Origin of the sequence: Paraburkholderia sp. C35, assembly GCF_003121405.1 — a bacterium.
Classification (GTDB): Bacteria; Pseudomonadota; Gammaproteobacteria; order Burkholderiales; family Burkholderiaceae; genus Paraburkholderia.
Genome location: NZ_QBUY01000070.1, coordinates 1 through 15912, shown reverse-complemented (window position 1 = coordinate 15912; position 15912 = coordinate 1). Strand labels below are relative to the sequence as shown.

Annotated in this window: 16 protein-coding genes; 9 read left to right on the top strand and 7 right to left on the bottom strand. The window is 62.4% G+C overall.

The annotated features are described in order from the left end of the window. Nucleotides 1-8: 8 nt before the first annotated feature. Both DK391_RS30175 and DK391_RS30170 read right to left on the bottom strand, forming a co-directional pair. Nucleotides 9-695 (bottom strand): response regulator transcription factor, encoded by a 687-nt coding sequence (locus DK391_RS30175; RefSeq protein ID WP_109481664.1) that lies wholly within the window; start codon nt 693-695, stop codon nt 9-11. 841 nt (nt 696-1536) lie between these two features. Then, the gene (locus tag DK391_RS30170; RefSeq protein ID WP_109481663.1) at nt 1537-2331 is read right to left on the bottom strand and encodes a DeoR/GlpR family DNA-binding transcription regulator; all 795 of its coding nucleotides are present in this window, start codon (nt 2329-2331) and stop codon (nt 1537-1539) included. 212 nt (nt 2332-2543) lie between these two features. Between DK391_RS30170 and DK391_RS30165 the strand changes: the two genes are divergently transcribed. Beyond that, nucleotides 2544-5027: an FAD-dependent oxidoreductase gene (locus DK391_RS30165; protein ID WP_109481662.1), complete on the top strand. Its 2484-nt coding sequence runs from the start codon at nt 2544-2546 to the stop codon at nt 5025-5027. Nucleotides 5028-5029: 2 nt separating this feature from the next. Here DK391_RS30165 and DK391_RS30160 read toward each other — a convergent pair whose 3' ends face one another. After that, nucleotides 5030-5935 (bottom strand): AraC family transcriptional regulator, encoded by a 906-nt coding sequence (locus tag DK391_RS30160; RefSeq protein ID WP_109481661.1) that lies wholly within the window; start codon nt 5933-5935, stop codon nt 5030-5032. 189 nt (nt 5936-6124) lie between these two features. Between DK391_RS30160 and DK391_RS30155 the strand changes: the two genes are divergently transcribed. Next, entirely contained in the window at nt 6125-7006 is an 882-nt protein-coding gene (locus DK391_RS30155; protein WP_109481660.1) for an NAD(P)H-binding protein, read from the top strand. Nucleotides 7007-7020: 14 nt separating this feature from the next. Beyond that, nucleotides 7021-7200 carry a hypothetical protein gene (locus DK391_RS30150; RefSeq protein ID WP_109481659.1) on the top strand — a complete coding sequence of 60 codons (180 nt, stop codon included), beginning with the start codon at nt 7021-7023 and terminating at the stop codon, nt 7198-7200. A gap of 72 nt (nt 7201-7272) precedes the next feature. Here the strand turns inward: DK391_RS30150 and ribA are convergent, their stop codons facing one another. After that, a complete protein-coding gene (ribA, locus tag DK391_RS30145; protein WP_109481658.1) occupies nt 7273-7914 on the bottom strand; it encodes a GTP cyclohydrolase II in 642 nt (213 codons plus the stop codon). A gap of 386 nt (nt 7915-8300) precedes the next feature. Between ribA and DK391_RS30140 the strand changes: the two genes are divergently transcribed. Then, nucleotides 8301-8735 (top strand): CBS domain-containing protein, encoded by a 435-nt coding sequence (locus DK391_RS30140; protein ID WP_109481657.1) that lies wholly within the window; start codon nt 8301-8303, stop codon nt 8733-8735. A 294-nt stretch (nt 8736-9029) separates the two neighbouring features. On the opposite strand, the gene DK391_RS30135 is transcribed toward DK391_RS30140, so the two are convergent. Continuing rightward, a complete protein-coding gene (locus DK391_RS30135) occupies nt 9030-9359 on the bottom strand; it encodes a DUF4148 domain-containing protein (RefSeq protein ID WP_109481656.1) in 330 nt (109 codons plus the stop codon). Nucleotides 9360-9627: 268 nt separating this feature from the next. Next, nucleotides 9628-10263 carry a DNA-3-methyladenine glycosylase gene (locus DK391_RS30130; protein WP_109481655.1) on the bottom strand — a complete coding sequence of 212 codons (636 nt, stop codon included), beginning with the start codon at nt 10261-10263 and terminating at the stop codon, nt 9628-9630. A gap of 389 nt (nt 10264-10652) precedes the next feature. Between DK391_RS30130 and DK391_RS30125 the strand changes: the two genes are divergently transcribed. Beyond that, the gene (locus DK391_RS30125) at nt 10653-11009 is read left to right on the top strand and encodes a BON domain-containing protein (RefSeq protein ID WP_109481654.1); all 357 of its coding nucleotides are present in this window, start codon (nt 10653-10655) and stop codon (nt 11007-11009) included. A gap of 229 nt (nt 11010-11238) precedes the next feature. Further along, nucleotides 11239-12330 carry an ionic transporter y4hA gene (locus DK391_RS30120; RefSeq protein ID WP_109481653.1) on the top strand — a complete coding sequence of 364 codons (1092 nt, stop codon included), beginning with the start codon at nt 11239-11241 and terminating at the stop codon, nt 12328-12330. Between the two features lie 27 nt (nt 12331-12357). On the opposite strand, the gene DK391_RS30115 is transcribed toward DK391_RS30120, so the two are convergent. Next, nucleotides 12358-13251 carry a LysR substrate-binding domain-containing protein gene (locus DK391_RS30115; RefSeq protein WP_109481652.1) on the bottom strand — a complete coding sequence of 298 codons (894 nt, stop codon included), beginning with the start codon at nt 13249-13251 and terminating at the stop codon, nt 12358-12360. Nucleotides 13252-13511: 260 nt separating this feature from the next. On the opposite strand from DK391_RS30115, the gene DK391_RS30110 reads away from it, so the two are divergent. The 3 genes from DK391_RS30110 to DK391_RS30100 are packed head-to-tail and all read left to right on the top strand — an operon-like array spanning nt 13512 to nt 15769. Then, a complete protein-coding gene (locus tag DK391_RS30110) occupies nt 13512-14321 on the top strand; it encodes a transporter substrate-binding domain-containing protein (RefSeq protein ID WP_109481651.1) in 810 nt (269 codons plus the stop codon). A gap of 39 nt (nt 14322-14360) precedes the next feature. Next, entirely contained in the window at nt 14361-15110 is a 750-nt protein-coding gene (locus DK391_RS30105) for an amino acid ABC transporter permease (protein WP_109481650.1), read from the top strand. Between the two features lie 2 nt (nt 15111-15112). After that, nucleotides 15113-15769 carry an amino acid ABC transporter permease gene (locus tag DK391_RS30100; protein ID WP_109481649.1) on the top strand — a complete coding sequence of 219 codons (657 nt, stop codon included), beginning with the start codon at nt 15113-15115 and terminating at the stop codon, nt 15767-15769. Nucleotides 15770-15912 lie beyond the last annotated feature (143 nt).

The following is a 15912-nucleotide window of genomic DNA, read 5'->3' as shown; positions in this document are numbered from 1 at the left end:
CGCGTGGCTCAGGCGTCGCCCTTTTCGATGCGTTCGAGCCGGTAGCCGTAGCCGTAAATCGGCATCAGGCGATAGCCGTTTTCGGGCCGCAGGCCGAGTTTCGAGCGCAGCATCGACACGTGCGTGTCCATCGTGCGCGACGGAATACCGGCTGCCTGCTTCCAGATTGCATCGAGGATATGCGAGCGCGACAGCGGCCGGCTCAGATGCTTGAACAGCAGCAGCGCCAGTTCGAATTCCTTGTGCGTCAACGTCACGGCGCTGCCGCGCACATGAACCCGTTTCGCGCCAGGCTCGAACTCGTATTCGCCGAACACTTCCTTTTCCATCGCCGACTCGCGCTGAAGCGCGCCGCGCAGCAGTACACCCACGCGCGCGAGCAGTGCCGCAGCACTCACCGGCTTGACGAGATATTCGTCGGCGTCGATGTCCTGATGGACTGCGTCGCTCACGCGGGTCATGAACAGCACGGGCAAACGCTCCGTAAGATGATGACGAACCCAGCGCAGCACGTCGTCACCCGACAAACCCGGTGTATGACGGTCCAGCACGAGCAGATCGAATGGCTGGCTGCGCAATTGCCTGACGAGTGCGGCGCCGTCTTCGAACGGATGACACGTGTGCCCCGCCGCCGACAAGGTTCTGCACACGAAGTCGGCTTGCGCCTGAGTCTCCTCCAGAACTGCAATTCTCATAAAACCCCGCAACGCTAATTCGTTGTTTCCGTCCGACCGGGAAATCCTCGATCAAGGATGACGACTCACGAATAGGAAATTTCAAATCCACATTCGCGTGCGCTTCATTCCCTGTATCGAATGCCGGCAAATTGCTTCAGATTGCCAGACAACCCCTCGATAGCCCGATATTGCTTTAATGCCCGTCTACCTGATTCCCGCAATGGAACACGCGGAATTAAACAGGCGCACAAACCACTTCTTTTGACCGCATTGGTACAAGCGGAATTCTTTTCTTGCTTTTTACTGCCCGCACGAGTCAAACGGTTGTTTTGACCGATACGCCCGGAAAACGTGACGCTGCGCGCGTTCTGCCTGCGCGGAACACTTTTTTTGCGGCTGGGAATAACTGGTTTTCAGCTGGGACCTGACGACGGAATTACACTGCCGCTATGTGCCAACACTGCGCCACCAACACCCGTTTAGTGTGTGCGATTCCACACATTAGAATAAAAGTTCGTGCCAGTGTCGCGATAGATTTAACAATTCGAACGTCGCCGCTGACGTATTCGATTTAAATCGGGGTGAAGATTATTAGAACGAATTGAATCAGTCAATTAAACTTGCCATTTTTATGTGGCACGCCAGTCATTTCCTTAAATTACGCCGATGATACCGATAACCGTCTTATCGGTGCCATATGCGCAATGCGTCGTCATTGCGACATTAGGACATTCGTTTCAATTGGGTTAGCGGCTTTTTCCGCACTGCACTTTAGGGACGCCCGTAGGGGACGCCTGTAGGGGCGCCTGTAGAGACGCCCGAGGGGGACGCGCGCAGGGAACGCCCGGCCTTCCCGCAACTAGACGACTTCGCGACTTGTATCGTCGACTGCAGGTTGCGCGCAGATCACCTCCACGCCCGCGGCCGCCAGCACCTTCGACAAGCCCGCCACCGGCATGGCATCCGTAACCAGTGCGTCGATACCGTCGGCATCGCACACATGCACCAGCGCGCTATGGCCCAGCTTGGTGTGATCCGCGGCCACGATGCGGCGCTCGGCCTGCGCGAATGCGGTTTGTGCGAGCGAGGCGTCGGCGGGCTGGGCATCCATGAAGCGGCCCTTTGCATCGATCGCCGTCACCGAGACGATGGCGAAGCGCACATGAAACTGCCGGAAAAACGCCAGCGCACTGTCACCGACAGCGGATGCATCGTCCGCACGCAACTCGCCGCCCGCCATCAGCACACGATTACCGTTGCGCGGCGCAAGCAGTCGCGCGACCTCGGCCGAATTGGTCACCACCGTGAGCCGCGCGTGCGACTCAAGCGCCTGCGCGATGTGCACGCAGGTCGTGCCACCATCGAGCATCAGCGACTCGCCGTCACAGACCAGCTGCGCGATGCGTGCGGCAATGGCGCGCTTGGCTTCGCGCTGCTCGACCATGCGCCGCCGGAACGGCGCCTCGTCCCGTTGCGCGGGCAACATGATGCCGCCATGCACCTTGACCAGCAGCCCTTCAGCGACGAGCGGCTTGAGATCGCGGCGGATCGTTTCGTCTGACACCTCGAAGGTCGTGGCCAGATCGGTGATCGTGCACGTCTGCTGCGCGCGGACGAGCCGCAGGATCTCGTTCTGTCGGTGGGTGGCGAACATCGTGGACGGGGTGTGGAAATTGGCGCCAGTCTAGCAAACCTGTCCGCGCACTTCCAATCAGGATCCAACCAAATCCACATGGAGCAACACTTCGCAAGAAACGGATAGTTGTCCGACAGCGTTGCATTTCGGGGAGTTTTGCGGCAAAGTACGCATCGAGGCATTTCCACATATTTCCAACCAATCCCACACTTTTCCGCGAGTTTCGCTCCATGTCCACTCACCTTCCGCCGCAGGCGCGCGTCGTTATCATCGGCGGCGGCATCATCGGGTGCTCGGTTGCGTATCACCTGACGAAGCTTGGCTGGACCGATGTGGTGCTGCTCGAACAGGGCCAGCTTTCGTGCGGCACGACCTGGCATGCAGCCGGACTGGTCGGCCAGTTGCGCGCGCAGGAAAGCATGACGAAGCTGATCCGCTACTCGACCGCGCTCTATGCCGAACTCGAGGCCGACACGGGGATGGCGACGGGCTGGAAGCAATGTGGCTCGCTGTCGGTTGCGCGCACGGCGGAACGGATGACACAGTTGAAGCGCACAGCCGCAGTGGCACGCGCGTACGGCGTGACGTGCGACGTGATCGGCGCGAAGGAAGCAGGTGAACTGTGGCCACCCATGCGCACCGACGACCTGCACGGCGCCGTCTGGCTCCCCGGCGACGGCAAGGCCAATCCAACCGATCTCACCCAGGCGCTGGCACGCGGCGCACGCCAGCGCGGCGCGCGCATCGTCGAGAACACGTGTGTCACAGCCATCACTACGCGGCCCGCTGCCAAAGGCCGCGAAGCGAGCGGCGTGGCATGGCGCAACAAGGAAGGCCAGGAAGGCACGATCGCGGCGGAGATCGTCGTCAATTGCGCGGGGCAATGGGCGAAAAGCGTCGGACGCCTGTGCGGCGTGACGGTGCCGCTGCATTCGGCCGAGCACTACTACATCGTCACCGAGAAGATTGCCGGCGTGCATCCCGACCTGCCCGTGATGCGCGACCCGGACGGCTACATCTACTTCAAGGAAGAAGTGGGCGGCCTCGTGATGGGCGGCTTCGATCCCGACGCGAAACCGTGGGGCATGAACGGCATTCCCGAGAACTTCGAATTCCAGTTGCTGCCCGACGACTGGGATCAATTCCAGATCCTGATGGAGAACGCCCTCGAACGCGTGCCCGCGCTCGAAACTGCGCAGGTGCGCCAGTTCTATAACGGCCCCGAATCGTTCACACCCGACAACAACTTCATCCTTGGCGAAGCGCCCGAACTGCGTAACTTCTATGTCGGCGCGGGTTTCAATTCGATGGGCATCGCGTCGGCGGGCGGCGCGGGCATGGCGCTCGCCGAATGGATCGTCGCCGGCGAGCCGACCATGGATCTATGGCCCGTCGATATTCGCCGCTTCGCGCGCTTCAACGGCAACGACACGTGGCTGCATGATCGCGTGAAGGAAACGCTCGGCCTGCACTACGCAATGCCCTGGCCGAACCGCGAACTCGATAGCGCGCGGCCCTTCCGCCGCTCGCCGCTCTACACGCTGCTGCGCGATGAAGGCGCGTGCTTCGGCAGCAAGATGGGCTGGGAGCGGGCGAATTTCTTCGCGCCGTCGCCGGAGCAGGCATGCATCGACTATGCGTTCGGACAACAGAACTGGTTGCCGTGGAGCGCAGAAGAACATCGCGCATGCCGCGAAGGCGTCGCGCTGTTCGATATGACGTCGTTCTCGAAGTTTCTCGTCAAGGGACGCGACGCCGAACGCGTGCTGCAACATATCGTCGCGAACGATGTGGCCGTGCCACCGGGCACCGCCGTCTATACGGGCATGCTCAACGAGCGCGGCGGCTACGAATCGGACTTCACGCTCACACGTCTGACTGACGATCAATATCTGCTCGTCACGGGTTCGGCACAAACCACGCGCGACTTCGACATGATCGACAAGCGCATTCCTCACGACAGCCATTGCATGCTGGTCGACGTGACGGGCCAGTATGCCGTGCTCGCCGTGATGGGACCGCTCGCACGCGATCTGCTGGCGAGCGTGTCGAAGGCCGACTGGCGCAACGAAGCGTTCGCATTCGGGCAGAGCTGCGAAGTGGATATCGGCTATGCAACCGTGCGCGCGACGCGCATCACCTATGTCGGCGAACTAGGTTGGGAACTGTACGTGCCCGTCGAATTCGCGGTCGGCGTGTACGAGACGCTGCATGCGGCGGGCAAGCGTTTTGGCCTCAAAAACGCGGGCTATTACGCGCTCGAGTCGTTGCGGATCGAGAAAGGTTATCGCGCGTGGGGACGCGAACTGTCGCCGGATACCAATCCATTCGAAGCGGGTCTTGCGTTCGCATGCAAGACCGGCAAGGACGAGCCGTTCACTGGCCGAGATGCGCTCATCAAGCTACGCGATGTACCGCTGCAGCGGCGCCTCGCCGTCTTCACCGCCGACGGCGCGAGCGACCGGATGTTGTGGGGCGGCGAAGCGATACTCCGCGATGGCAAGGCAGTCGGCTTTGTGTCGTCGGCGGCATTCGGGCATACGCTTGGATGCCCTGTCGCGATGGGCTACGTGAAGCGCGATGACGGCGCTGCACTCGACGAAGCATGGCTCACGAGCGGCCATTATCAGATCGATGTCGCCGGCGATCTGCTGCCCGCGACGCTGCATCTCAAAGCCCCTTACGATCCCGCTTCGACACGCATCAAACGCTGAAGCTAACGCGCCATGATTAGCCGCAATGTCTCGTTGCGGCTGATCTCGCGCGGCGTGACGCCGAGCAGTCGCTTCATCCAGTGCGCCATATGGCTCTGATGCGCGAAGCCCACTTCGAGCGCGACCTGGCTCGCGCTCAGTTGCCCTTGCATGAGCAGCGCTCTTGCGCGCTCCACGCGCCGCTGCACCACATGCCGATGCACGGGCATACCCATCGTCTCGCGGAACAGCACCTTGAAATGCGGCACGCTGAGTTCGACGAGTGCGGCAAGCTCCGTCAACGTCAGACGTGCGTCGAGATGCGCCTCGATGTAGTCGATCACGCGCGCAGCCGCGCGTGGCGACAGCGTGCGCCGCCTGTTGCTGGTCGCGACATCAGCGCCCGCGAGCCGCACGATCATGGCGGTGCACAGGCTCTCGGCATAGAGCGCATCGGACGCTTCGTCGGCTTCGAGTTCGGCGCGCATCGCCCATGCCAGATGCTGGAAGCGCGCGTCGCGTAGCTGGAATTGCGGGCGAATCTGCGCATTGGCCGCACGCTGGCCGAGCTGATCGAAAGTCGTGCGCACGAAGTCTTCCGCGAACCAGATGCGCAGCACCGTGCAGCTGGCATCGTCCGACCATTCGCCGTCGAGGCCGGCGGGCACCACGTCGGCGTCACCGTGCGCCTGAATGCGTGCCGCACGTTGCCCGTTGCATCGGCAAACCGCCCGCACGGGCGCGCCGACATGCACGCCCACGCGATGATCCTTGATCGCAGGAATGCGATGCGTGCCCGCCGCAATGCCGAGCAGTTCCGCCCCGAAGCCCGACCAGCCGAGCGATGCGCTCGACAGCAGGCTTTGCCGCGCGCCGGAATGCGGCGCCAGGTGGGCTGGCGGGATTAACGCAGGGTGAAACGCATTCATCGCTGACACCTTTCCGTCGACTGATTGCCGCATTGTGCTGCGTTTTACGCGGACGTGCTGGCCGTTTTTCCGAGTTCGGTCTCGACGCGCAAGAAGTTATCCGCCTCTGCTGCCCATCATCCTTTTCTGCGCGTTTTCCGGAGCGTCGCCACGTACGCTTGATGCCGGTGAAACAATCGGAGAAAGACGATGTATGTGATCTTTGGCGCAACCGGCAAGGTAGGACGTTCGACGGCGACCGTGCTCAGGCAAGCAGGCCACGCCGTACGCGCAGTCGTGCGCGATGCGTCGCAGCGCGACATGCTGGCGCGCATCGGCTGTGAAGTCGTACAAGGCGATCTCGGCGATGAAGCGTCGATTCATCGCGCGCTCGAGGGCGCCGATGCCGTGCAGATGTTGTGTCCATTGCCGCATCGCGACCCGGACCCGCAACGTTCGATGCAGCGCATGATCGACACGGCCGCGCGTGCGCTGCGCGCGCATTCGCACTTGCATGTGCTCGCGTTGTCCGACTATGGCGCTGAACTCGACGAAGGCACGGGCATCACGATGCTGTTCCATTACCTCGAAGCGGTGTTCAAAGACGCGGCGCCGCGTTTGACGTTGCTGCGCTCGGCAGAGCATATGCAGAACTGGGCGCGCGTGCTGCCTGTCGCGCTTGCGTCGGGACGGCTGCCGAGCCTGCATCATCCCGTCGACAGGCTGTTTCCGATGGTGTCCGCACACGATACGGGCGTCGCGGCTGCGCAGTTGCTGATGGAAGGATGTGCAGAGCGCGCGGTGCGGACAGTGAGCATCGAAGGTCCGCGCCGCTACGATGCGAATGATGTCGCGCGGGTGCTCGGCGAGGTCACCGGACGCCCGATTGCTGCGCTCGCGCTGCCGCGTGACAACTGGATGACGACGCTCGCGCACGCCGGCCTCAACGTGAATCACGCGACACTCATCGCCGATCTCTATGACGCGCAGAACGCGGGTCGCATCGACGCCGAAGCAGGCAGCGAACGGCGCTTTGGCGCGACGGAGTTGCAGGCGGTGTTTGCTGCGCTGGTATCCGCCATCGAGGCGTGACAGGGGAGCCGCGCATGCCATGCTGCCCTCTCACACGCACGCTCCTGCATCTTCAGACGCAGCCCGGAGACGCACGCGCTAGCGAGTCGTTATACCGTTTCGCTACGGCGCTCGCCACACGGCTCGGCTGGTATCGGCTGGAGCGGCTGCTCAGCGCGATTCCCGACAGCAACGACGATTTTTCGATCTTCTGACGCTGCAAAAGCAAAAGGCCCCGCGAGCGGCGAGGCCTTTGCATACCACTCAAGAAAACGAACCGGGAAAGGTCACTCGTTCTCTTCAAAGTAATGCCCAAACTTAACCTGCTTGGTGCGGATATAACGCTCGTTTTCCTCGCGCATCGGAATGGCGAGTGCGACGCGTTCGCACACGGGAATACCGTGCTTCGACAGCGAATCGAACTTCTTCGGGTTGTTGCTCATCAGGCGCACCGACGTCACCTTCAGCAGACGCAGAATGGCTGCTGCCGAATCGTATTCACGCGAATCGTCGGGCAGACCGAGATCGAGATTGGCTTCGACGGTGTCGCGGCCCTGCTCCTGCAGCGCATACGCGCGGATCTTGTTCGACAGGCCGATGCCGCGCCCTTCGTGGCCGCGCAGATACAGCAGCACACCGCAGCCTTCCGCTGCGATATAGCGCAACGCGAGATCGAGCTGCTCGCCGCAGTCGCAGCGATAGGAACCGAGCACGTCGCCCGTCAGACACTCCGAATGCAGGCGCGTCAGCACCGACTGTTTGTTCGCGACATCGCCCATCACGAGAGCGAAATGTTCAGCACCCGAGTCGTTCACGCGAAATACGTAGGATTCAAAGGTGCCGTAGCGGGTGGGAAGCGTGGCGGAAGCGTCGAGCGTGACGCATTCGCCGGTGGCTGCGCCGTCAGCAAGCGACGGATCGTGAGACATGGGCATGGCGTTGGCGGAATTGCGGACATGAACCCGTGGACTACCGGGGATAAAGTACAGATGCGGAGTTTACCGCTAAACGGCGAATTGTACCTGGCAGCCGCTTCGCCCTGATGCGCAGACGGCCATGCGGCGTATCAGCCGGCATCGAGCGAGTGGCCAGCCGGCGTCGCAGGCAACACGATATGCAGCATGCTCATATCCGCAAAGCAGATGGCGTTCAGCATGGCATGCGTGGCGCTTCGCACGGTACCAGGCGAAGCGAGCGGTGCCGTGCACGCCCGCGACGCCTATACTTGATTGGCGCCTGATCTACGCTTGACGTGCCTCTCCTTTATCCCAGCGCGCCGTGGCCGGGCGTGCTGCACTGCAAACGGAGCCGCTCCATGACTAGCGTTGCACAACTCCTAAAATCGAAGCCGAACCAGGAGGTCTTTACGATCGATGCATCCGATTCCGTCTACGACGCCATCAAGCTGATGGCGGATAAACAGATCGGCGCGCTGATCGTCAAGGAAAACGGGGCGATCGCGGGGATCGTCACCGAACGCGACTATGCACGCAAGGTCGTGCTGATGGACCGCTCGTCGAAGACCACGCCCGTACGCGACATCATGAGCAGCGCCGTGCGTTTCGTGCGCCCCGACCAGACCACCGAGGACTGCATGGCGCTGATGACCGAACGCCGCATGCGTCACCTGCCCGTGCTGGAAAACGATCAACTGATCGGCATGGTGTCGATCGGTGACCTCGTGAAGGCCATCATTGCCGAGCAGCAGTTCACGATCCAGCAACTCGAGCAATATATTCACAACAGCTAGCGCGCCGTGATGCCCTGATAGCGACGTTTCGTGCGCCGCAGCGGCTGCGTCAGCAGCGCGATTCGCTTCGCGCCAGCCTCTTCCACCTGTTAAACCAACAAAAAAAGCCCAATCCGCGAGGTTGGGCTAAGCCACCTTTCGGGCGGCGGAGGTTCATGCTTTCATTGGCGATGGCGCGGCCGCCCAATCTGGCTTGTCCCGCGCCGTCGCCCGAATTCTCTGTTGCGCGCTTTCAGCCTGTGCCGACGCGCGCATACCGGGCCGTGAACGCTGCGGCCCGGTTTTCAAGCCGGTTTAATGACCGAAGTAGACGTCTTGCGCCGGGTTCAGCGTCTTGGCCGCGCCCGATTGCGACGAACCGGTGGTCGACGAACCGTAGCCCGTATCGGCAACAGGTGCTTGTGCGACGGCACCGTTTTGAGCCTGCACGCGCTTTTCAGCAGCCTGGATGTCGGCCGGATAGGTCGAATCGACAGCCGTCGCGGGGTTGTAGCCGGCCTTTTCCAGCTGGACCAGTTCGGCGCGGACTTGCGCGCGGGTCACGGGCTGGTTCGACTGGGCGAACGAGACAGCGGGAATAGCGAGAACAGCAGCAATGGCGACAGCCTTGATCAGCGATTTCATGGTAACTACCTCCGAAAGTTGTTTTGTCAGCCGCTTCGCACAACAGTGTGTGAAGCCAGTGAGATCAGTGTAGCCACCGACACACCAAGGGAAAACCCCTATTCCGGAGATACTTAATTGCGTCGTTTGAAAAAGTCAGGCGGCGTTGCAAGGCATCTGTCATTCGGATCGTCGGTCAGACGTAATAATGCTGGTGCGCATTGGCTGACCGCGCCGTGCGGAAAATGCCGCCGACGCCGCGCCCGCGAAGCGGCGCCAAACCGCCTCCTTAACGCGAAGGCGGCGCGTCGCCCGCCGACAGCAACTTGCGCGGCCCACTGACGAACGGGCTTCCCGGCACATAAAAGCGCAGCAGCCGATGCATCTCCCGCGCGATCCCGATGCGCGTCGTGACGGCAAACGGCGTGCGCGCCTTGCCCGCCGCGCCGAGCCACAGACCGCGGCCAGTACAGAGATCGACCCCGTCGAAGCCCAGATCGATGCCGAGCGCAAGCGCGAGGCGCCCCGGCCCCCGTGTCAGATCGCGCGCTTTCGTGTCAGGCCGGCGCGCCTGCATCAGGTCGATGCCCGCCACCGGCTCCAGCGCGCGGATCAGCACGGCAGCACCCGTGCATTCCCGCTCGCTGACCACGTTGATGACGTTGTAGATGCCGTACGTGAGCCGCACGTACGCATGGCCGTGTTCGAGGAACATCGAGCCGTTGTACGCACGCCGCCCCGGATACGCGTGATTGGTCGAATCGCCGACGGGATACGCCTCCGTTTCGACAATCCGCCCCGCAACGCGCCCTTCGCGCAGATCGTGGACCAGGTATTTACCCAGCAGGAAGCGCGCGAGGTCAACCGTATCGACGGGTAGATCGTTGCGGTGTAGAGGAACGGGAGAAAGTGTCGTGTTCGCCATGTGATGCCGGGCCGGAATGGAAGCACAGATGGATGCCAGAAGCCGTGCGAGCCACGCAGTTTGCAGCATGATGACGCGCGGCGCAGTTGGGCGCAGAACGGGCCTCGCATGACCCGGACGGCATCGATCCGTTGTAGCGAAGCCGCACACAGGCAACCCTTATCCTCACCATGGAACCAATTGATGTATCGTTACTGTCCGGCCAGCCCCCTTGCCGCCTCGGGCAGGCCCGCCCTGCCGGCCAGCCGCGAGGTGCATGGACAACCCGCAGCCGTTTTCATCCAGAAGTAAAGAAGTGGTAGTGCAGTGGTATCACGCGTGAAGAGCCCGTAAGCCGGGTGCGTTCCAGGCGCGACACTGTCGCAAATCATGACAACAGGAGAAAGTGAATGAAGGCGATTCAGGCAATCAAGATGGTAGGTGCTGCACTCGTAGTGCTCGCGTCGGTCAACGCCTATGCTCAGGCAAGCGATGCCGACATGACGGCTCAACCGAGCGCCAAGCAGACCGCGAAGGCATCCAAGGCGGCTGACCGTGCGCTGGGCCGCAAGGTGCGCGGCGCGCTGGCGAAAGCCAAGGACCTCAGCGTCGCCAACATCACGGTTCGTGCACGTAGCGGCGCTGTGACGCTGCAAGGCTCGGTGCCGGAACAGCCGCAAGTCGATCGTGCAACGCAGGTTGCGCAAGGCGTGGCAGGCGTGACGTCGGTGAAGAACGCGCTGACGATCCGCCCGGTCGGCCAGTAATCCCGCATTGCCGCCAGGCGTCCGCTTGCGGGCGTCCGGTTGGAATACACACCGCTCTTTGTCACGAAGAGCGGTGTTTTTGTTTGCAGCGTTCATTTTTGCTGCGCCGTCACACCATCGGCCGGTCCTGGCTGGTTTAATGTCAAGCTGCACGCCCCGCCCGCCAGCCGATGCTGCGGCGCCGCGTTGTCTCCCGCCACACGAACAACAACAAACGGACTGAACCTGTATGGCCTCGATCTCGCCTGTATTGCCCCGCTGGACTATCGCCGCCCCTGTCGTCGCGTGGATCGTGCTCGGCGTCGCCTATGCGCTGCCTGGCAATGGCCTGCTGACCGCGCTCGCCGCCGTCGCGCTGGCGGGCTCGGTGTTCGCGGGCGTGCATCACGCGGAAGTGGTCGCGCATCGCGTCGGCGAGCCGTTCGGCACGCTGGTGCTGGCCGTGGCCGTGACGGTGATCGAAGTGGCGCTGATCGTCTCGGTGATGCTGTCGGCGGGACCGGAAAAGGCGGGACTCGCGCGCGATACCGTGTTCGCAGCGGTGATGATCGTGTGCAACGGGATCGTCGGGATCTGTCTGCTGGTGGGTGGCCTGCATCACCGCGAGCAGGACTTCCAGATTCGCGGCGCGAGCGCGGCGCTGGCGGTGCTGGCGTCGCTGTCCGTGCTGACGCTGGTGATGCCGAACTACACGAGTGTCAGCCTCGGACCCGCGCTCAGCGATTCGCAGCTGGCGTTCGCCGGGGTGTCGTCGCTGGTGCTGTATGGCGTGTGCGTGTTCGTGCAGACCGTGCGTCACCGCGACTATTTTCTCGTCGACGCCGCTCATGCCGCCGATGCAGACGGGCACGCGTCGCCGCCCAGCGCGCGGGTTGCGATGGCAAGCGGCGTATTGCTGGTCGTGAGCCTCGTCGCCGTGGTGCTGCTTGCGAAGGTACTGTCGCCGGTAGTCGAGCGCGCGGGGCGCGAAGCGGGCGCGCCCGCCGCCGTGGTCGGTATCGTGATCGCGGCGCTGGTGCTGCTGCCCGAAGGACTCGCGGCCGTGCGCGCGGCGCGCGCCAACCGCCTGCAGAACAGCCTGAACCTGGCGCTCGGCTCGGCACTGGCGAGTATCGGCCTGACGATTCCGACCGGCGCGCTGGTGTTCATCTGGACGGGCAAGCCGCTCGTGCTCGGCCTCGACGGCAAGGACACGGTGCTGCGCACGCTGACGCTGCTGATCAGCGCCATGACGCTCGGCACCGGCCGCACGACGATCCTGCAAGGCGCCGTGCACCTGTCGCTATTCGCCGCGTATCTGTTCCTTTCCTTCGCGCCCTGAGCCTGCTCTAGCCTGCTTTGCGCTGCCTTACGCGGCGGCGCTGACTGCGCCCGCCCAGTGCCGGTCGATCCAGTCGCGGAACAGACTGAGCTTCTGCTGATGCGCGACGCTGTCCGGATAGACGAAGTAATACCGCGCACCCGTCGTGAGCACGGTGTCGAACGGACGCACGAGCCGTTGCGCGGCCACATCCTCTTCGATCAGCGCGAGATCGCTGATAGCCACGCCGAAGCCCTGCAGTGCCGCGTTGGTGGCGAGGTCGAGCGTATCGAAGCTTGGGCCGAGGTCTGCATCGACGTCGCGCGCGTCCACATGATCGAGCCACATCTTCCAGTCGCGATGATCGCGTGTGGGATGCAGCAAGGTATGGCGCGAGAGATCAGCGGCTGAGCCGAGCGGCTTGTCCTGCAGCAGTTGCGGCGCGCACACAGGGGTGAGGCGCTCCTCGAACAGCGGCACGGCCTGCACGTCGGCGCCCGCTGACGTGCCGTAGACGATCGCGGCATCGAACGGCTCGACCTGGAAGTCGACGTCATGCTGCCAGGTGGTCGTGATCTGCACATGCAGATCGGGGTACTCGGCCTGGAACTGCATGATCTTCGGCAGCATCCAGCGCATCACGCAGGTCGGCACCTTCAGCGCGAGATCGGTGCGCTGACGCGTGAGCCGCAGCGAAATCTCTTCGATACGCGCAAAGCTCTCCTTGACGGCGGGCAGCAGCAACTCGCCTTCCGCCGTCAGCGTCAGGCCTTTCGCGTGACGTTTGAACAGCGGGAACTGGTAATAGTCTTCGAGCGCGAGGATCTGCCGGCTCACGGCGCCCTGGGTCAGGCACAGATGCTCGGCCGCGCGCGTGAAGCTGCGATGGCGCGCGACGGTCTCGAAGATCTGCAAGGCATTCAGGGGTGGGAGTCGGCGCATGAGTAGTCGTCGCATCAGGAAAATTCATCGCGCGTGCTGCATTGCTGCATGCTCGGGCACATGACAAGCCCAAAGCATAAACGAACCAAAATTCCGCGGGCCGCGTCGCCATGCACCAGACTCATGCATGACCGGGCACGGGAGAACCCTGGCGGCATGAGCGCAATGCATGGCATCCATGCGCAGATTTCGGTTGTTCCAGCTTTTTTGCATACCTAGAGTGCCTTTACCGTAGTTCTAACATCGACAAAGGAAGCACCATGACCACCGCCGCTCTCCTCCGCCGCCGCTTCTGCCACGCGTTCGCATCGCTTGCGTTCGCCGGCGTCGCGCTGTCCGCGTTCGCGCCGCTCGCTCATGCCGACGCGCTCGACACCATTACCAAGGCGGGCGTCGTGCGCGTCGGGGTGTTCATGGACTATCCGCCGTTCGGCTCGATCGGGCCGGACATGAAGCCGCAAGGCTATGACATCGATGTCGCGGACCTGATCGGCAAATCGCTTGGCGTGAAGGTGGAACTGGTGGCCGTGACGGGCGACAACCGCATGGCCTACCTCGCGGACCACAAGGCGGACATGCTGCTGTCGGTCGGCCAGACGCCCGCGCGTGAGAAGGTGATCGACTTCTCGCAGCCCTACGCGCCCTACTACCTCGCCGTGTTCGGTCCGAAGTCGCTGAAGGTGAAGGACGCGAACGACCTCGCGGGCAAGAGCATTTCGGTGGCGCGCGGCACGCTTGAAGACCTGAGCGTGACCAAGATCGCACCGCCCACGGCCAACATCAAACGGTTCGACGATCCTAACGGCGCTATTTCTGCATTTCTTTCTGGTCAGGTACAGTTGATGGTCGTTGGCAACGACGTGGGCGCGACGATTCTCGCGCGCCATCCTGCCAATGATCCGGAGCAGAAGTTCTCGCTGTTCAGCTCGCCCGATCACGTCGGCCTGAACAAGAACGAGCCGCGCCTGCTGAAGAAAGTCGACGACACCATCGCGCGCGCCCGCAAGGACGGCACGATGAACGCGATTTCGCAGAAGTGGCTGCGCGCGCCGCTGCCGGACAACCTCTAAGCCTTTTTTATCAGCCGATGTCACGATGAGCCGCATGCGATGAGTTACACGTTCGATTTCAGCAGTTTCGACATGTATGCGGGGATGCTCGTGCGTGGCGTCGGCGTGACGCTGGGGCTGACGGCCGTATCGACGGTGTTGGGCGGCGTAGTCGGCATTGCGGGCGCGGCAGCAGCCGTGTCGGGTCCGAAGTGGCTGCGCTGGCTGATTGCTTCGTATGTCGAGTTGATCCGCAATACGCCGTTTCTGGTGCAGCTATTTTTCGTGTTCTTCGGCTTGCCCAGCCTTGGCATTCACATCGACGAAATCCAGGCCGCAATATTCGCGATGACCGTGAACCTGGGCGCTTACGCGATCGAGATCGTGCGTGCCGGCATCGACTCGATTCCGCGCGGGCAGATTCAGGCGGCACAGGCGCTGGGACTACATCAACGCCAGGTGTTTCGACATGTGGTGTTGCCGCAGGCGGGGGCCAACGTGTTTCCTGCGCTGCTGAGCCAGGTGTTGATCGTGATGCTCGGGTCGGCCGTCGTATCGCAGATCTCGGTGCCTGACCTCACGTATGCGGCGAACTATATCCAGTCGCGCAATTTCCGTTCGTTCGAAGCGTACGTGATCATCACGGCGACGTATCTGGTGCTGTCGATCGTATTGCGGCAGGTGTTGAACCGGCTTGGCAAGGGGCTCTTTGCCGGACGTACGGCGCGTTCTTCCGAGGCGCCACGCGGCCTGTTGCGCACGCTCTTCGCCACGCGCGGCGCGCGCACTGCACCGACGACGGAGCGCTGATCATGATCGAATTCACGCTTTGGGATATTGCGCGCAATCTGTTGCTCGCAGCGCGGTGGACTATTTTGCTGTCGTTGATCGCGTTCGTTGGCGGCGGTGTGGTTGGGTTGGTACTGCTCGCGATGCGTGTTTCGCCTATGCCTTGGCTTCGGCGCATCGTCGTGCTGTATGTCGAGTTGTTCCAGGGCACGCCGTTGCTGATGCAACTGTTTCTGGCGTTCTTTGGATTGCCGCTGATGGGCGTCGATGTGTCGCCATGGGTAGCGGCTACCGTGACGTTGACGCTTTATACCAGTGCTTATCTGGCCGATATCTGGCGCGGGTGCGTCGAGGCTGTGCCGCGTGGGCAGTGGGCGGCAGGCGCCAGTCTCGGGATGACGTTCTCGCAGCAGTTGCGGTATATCGTCTGGCCTCAGGCGCTCAAGATCGCTGTTGCGCCGACGGTCGGGTTTCTGGTGCAGGTGGTCAAGAGCACGGCGCTTACGTCGATTATCGGCTTTACCGAGCTGACCAAGACGGGGAACATGATTACGAATGCTGCCTTCCGGCCGTTTCCAATCTATGGCATGGTCGCGCTTCTCTATTTTGCTATGTGCTTTCCGCTGACCTGGTATGCGCGGGTTTTGGAGCGGCGGCAGAAAGTGGCGAGAGAGAGGTGAAGTTTTTTGTCGTGCGACGCTTTTGGTTTTTGATTTGCTTTCGCTGGCGTCCGCGGGTTGTTAGTGGTCTGCTAGCGTTGCCCCTGTGCGGGGCAGCACCTACTTTTCTTTGCCGCGGCAAAGAAAAGTAGGCTAAAGAAAGC

Bases quoted from the DNA above. Each gene is read 5' to 3' on its own strand.
- DK391_RS30160 (WP_109481661.1), bottom strand. From the start codon at position 5,935: ATGAATGCGTTTCACCCTGCGTTAATCCCGCCAGCCCACCTGGCGCCG.
- DK391_RS30170 (WP_109481663.1), bottom strand. From the start codon at position 2,331: ATGTTCGCCACCCACCGACAGAACGAGATCCTGCGGCTCGTCCGCGCG.
- DK391_RS30140 (WP_109481657.1), top strand. From the start codon at position 8,301: ATGACTAGCGTTGCACAACTCCTAAAATCGAAGCCGAACCAGGAGGTC.
- DK391_RS30115 (WP_109481652.1), bottom strand. From the start codon at position 13,251: ATGCGCCGACTCCCACCCCTGAATGCCTTGCAGATCTTCGAGACCGTC.
- ribA (WP_109481658.1), bottom strand. From the start codon at position 7,914: ATGTCTCACGATCCGTCGCTTGCTGACGGCGCAGCCACCGGCGAATGC.
- DK391_RS30105 (WP_109481650.1), top strand. From the start codon at position 14,361: ATGAGTTACACGTTCGATTTCAGCAGTTTCGACATGTATGCGGGGATG.
- DK391_RS30175 (WP_109481664.1), bottom strand. From the start codon at position 695: ATGAGAATTGCAGTTCTGGAGGAGACTCAGGCGCAAGCCGACTTCGTG.
- DK391_RS30100 (WP_109481649.1), top strand. From the start codon at position 15,113: ATGATCGAATTCACGCTTTGGGATATTGCGCGCAATCTGTTGCTCGCA.
- DK391_RS30110 (WP_109481651.1), top strand. From the start codon at position 13,512: ATGACCACCGCCGCTCTCCTCCGCCGCCGCTTCTGCCACGCGTTCGCA.
- DK391_RS30155 (WP_109481660.1), top strand. From the start codon at position 6,125: ATGTATGTGATCTTTGGCGCAACCGGCAAGGTAGGACGTTCGACGGCG.
- DK391_RS30120 (WP_109481653.1), top strand. From the start codon at position 11,239: ATGGCCTCGATCTCGCCTGTATTGCCCCGCTGGACTATCGCCGCCCCT.
- DK391_RS30135 (WP_109481656.1), bottom strand. From the start codon at position 9,359: ATGAAATCGCTGATCAAGGCTGTCGCCATTGCTGCTGTTCTCGCTATT.
- DK391_RS30165 (WP_109481662.1), top strand. From the start codon at position 2,544: ATGTCCACTCACCTTCCGCCGCAGGCGCGCGTCGTTATCATCGGCGGC.
- DK391_RS30150 (WP_109481659.1), top strand. From the start codon at position 7,021: ATGCCATGCTGCCCTCTCACACGCACGCTCCTGCATCTTCAGACGCAG.
- DK391_RS30130 (WP_109481655.1), bottom strand. From the start codon at position 10,263: ATGGCGAACACGACACTTTCTCCCGTTCCTCTACACCGCAACGATCTA.
- DK391_RS30125 (WP_109481654.1), top strand. From the start codon at position 10,653: ATGAAGGCGATTCAGGCAATCAAGATGGTAGGTGCTGCACTCGTAGTG.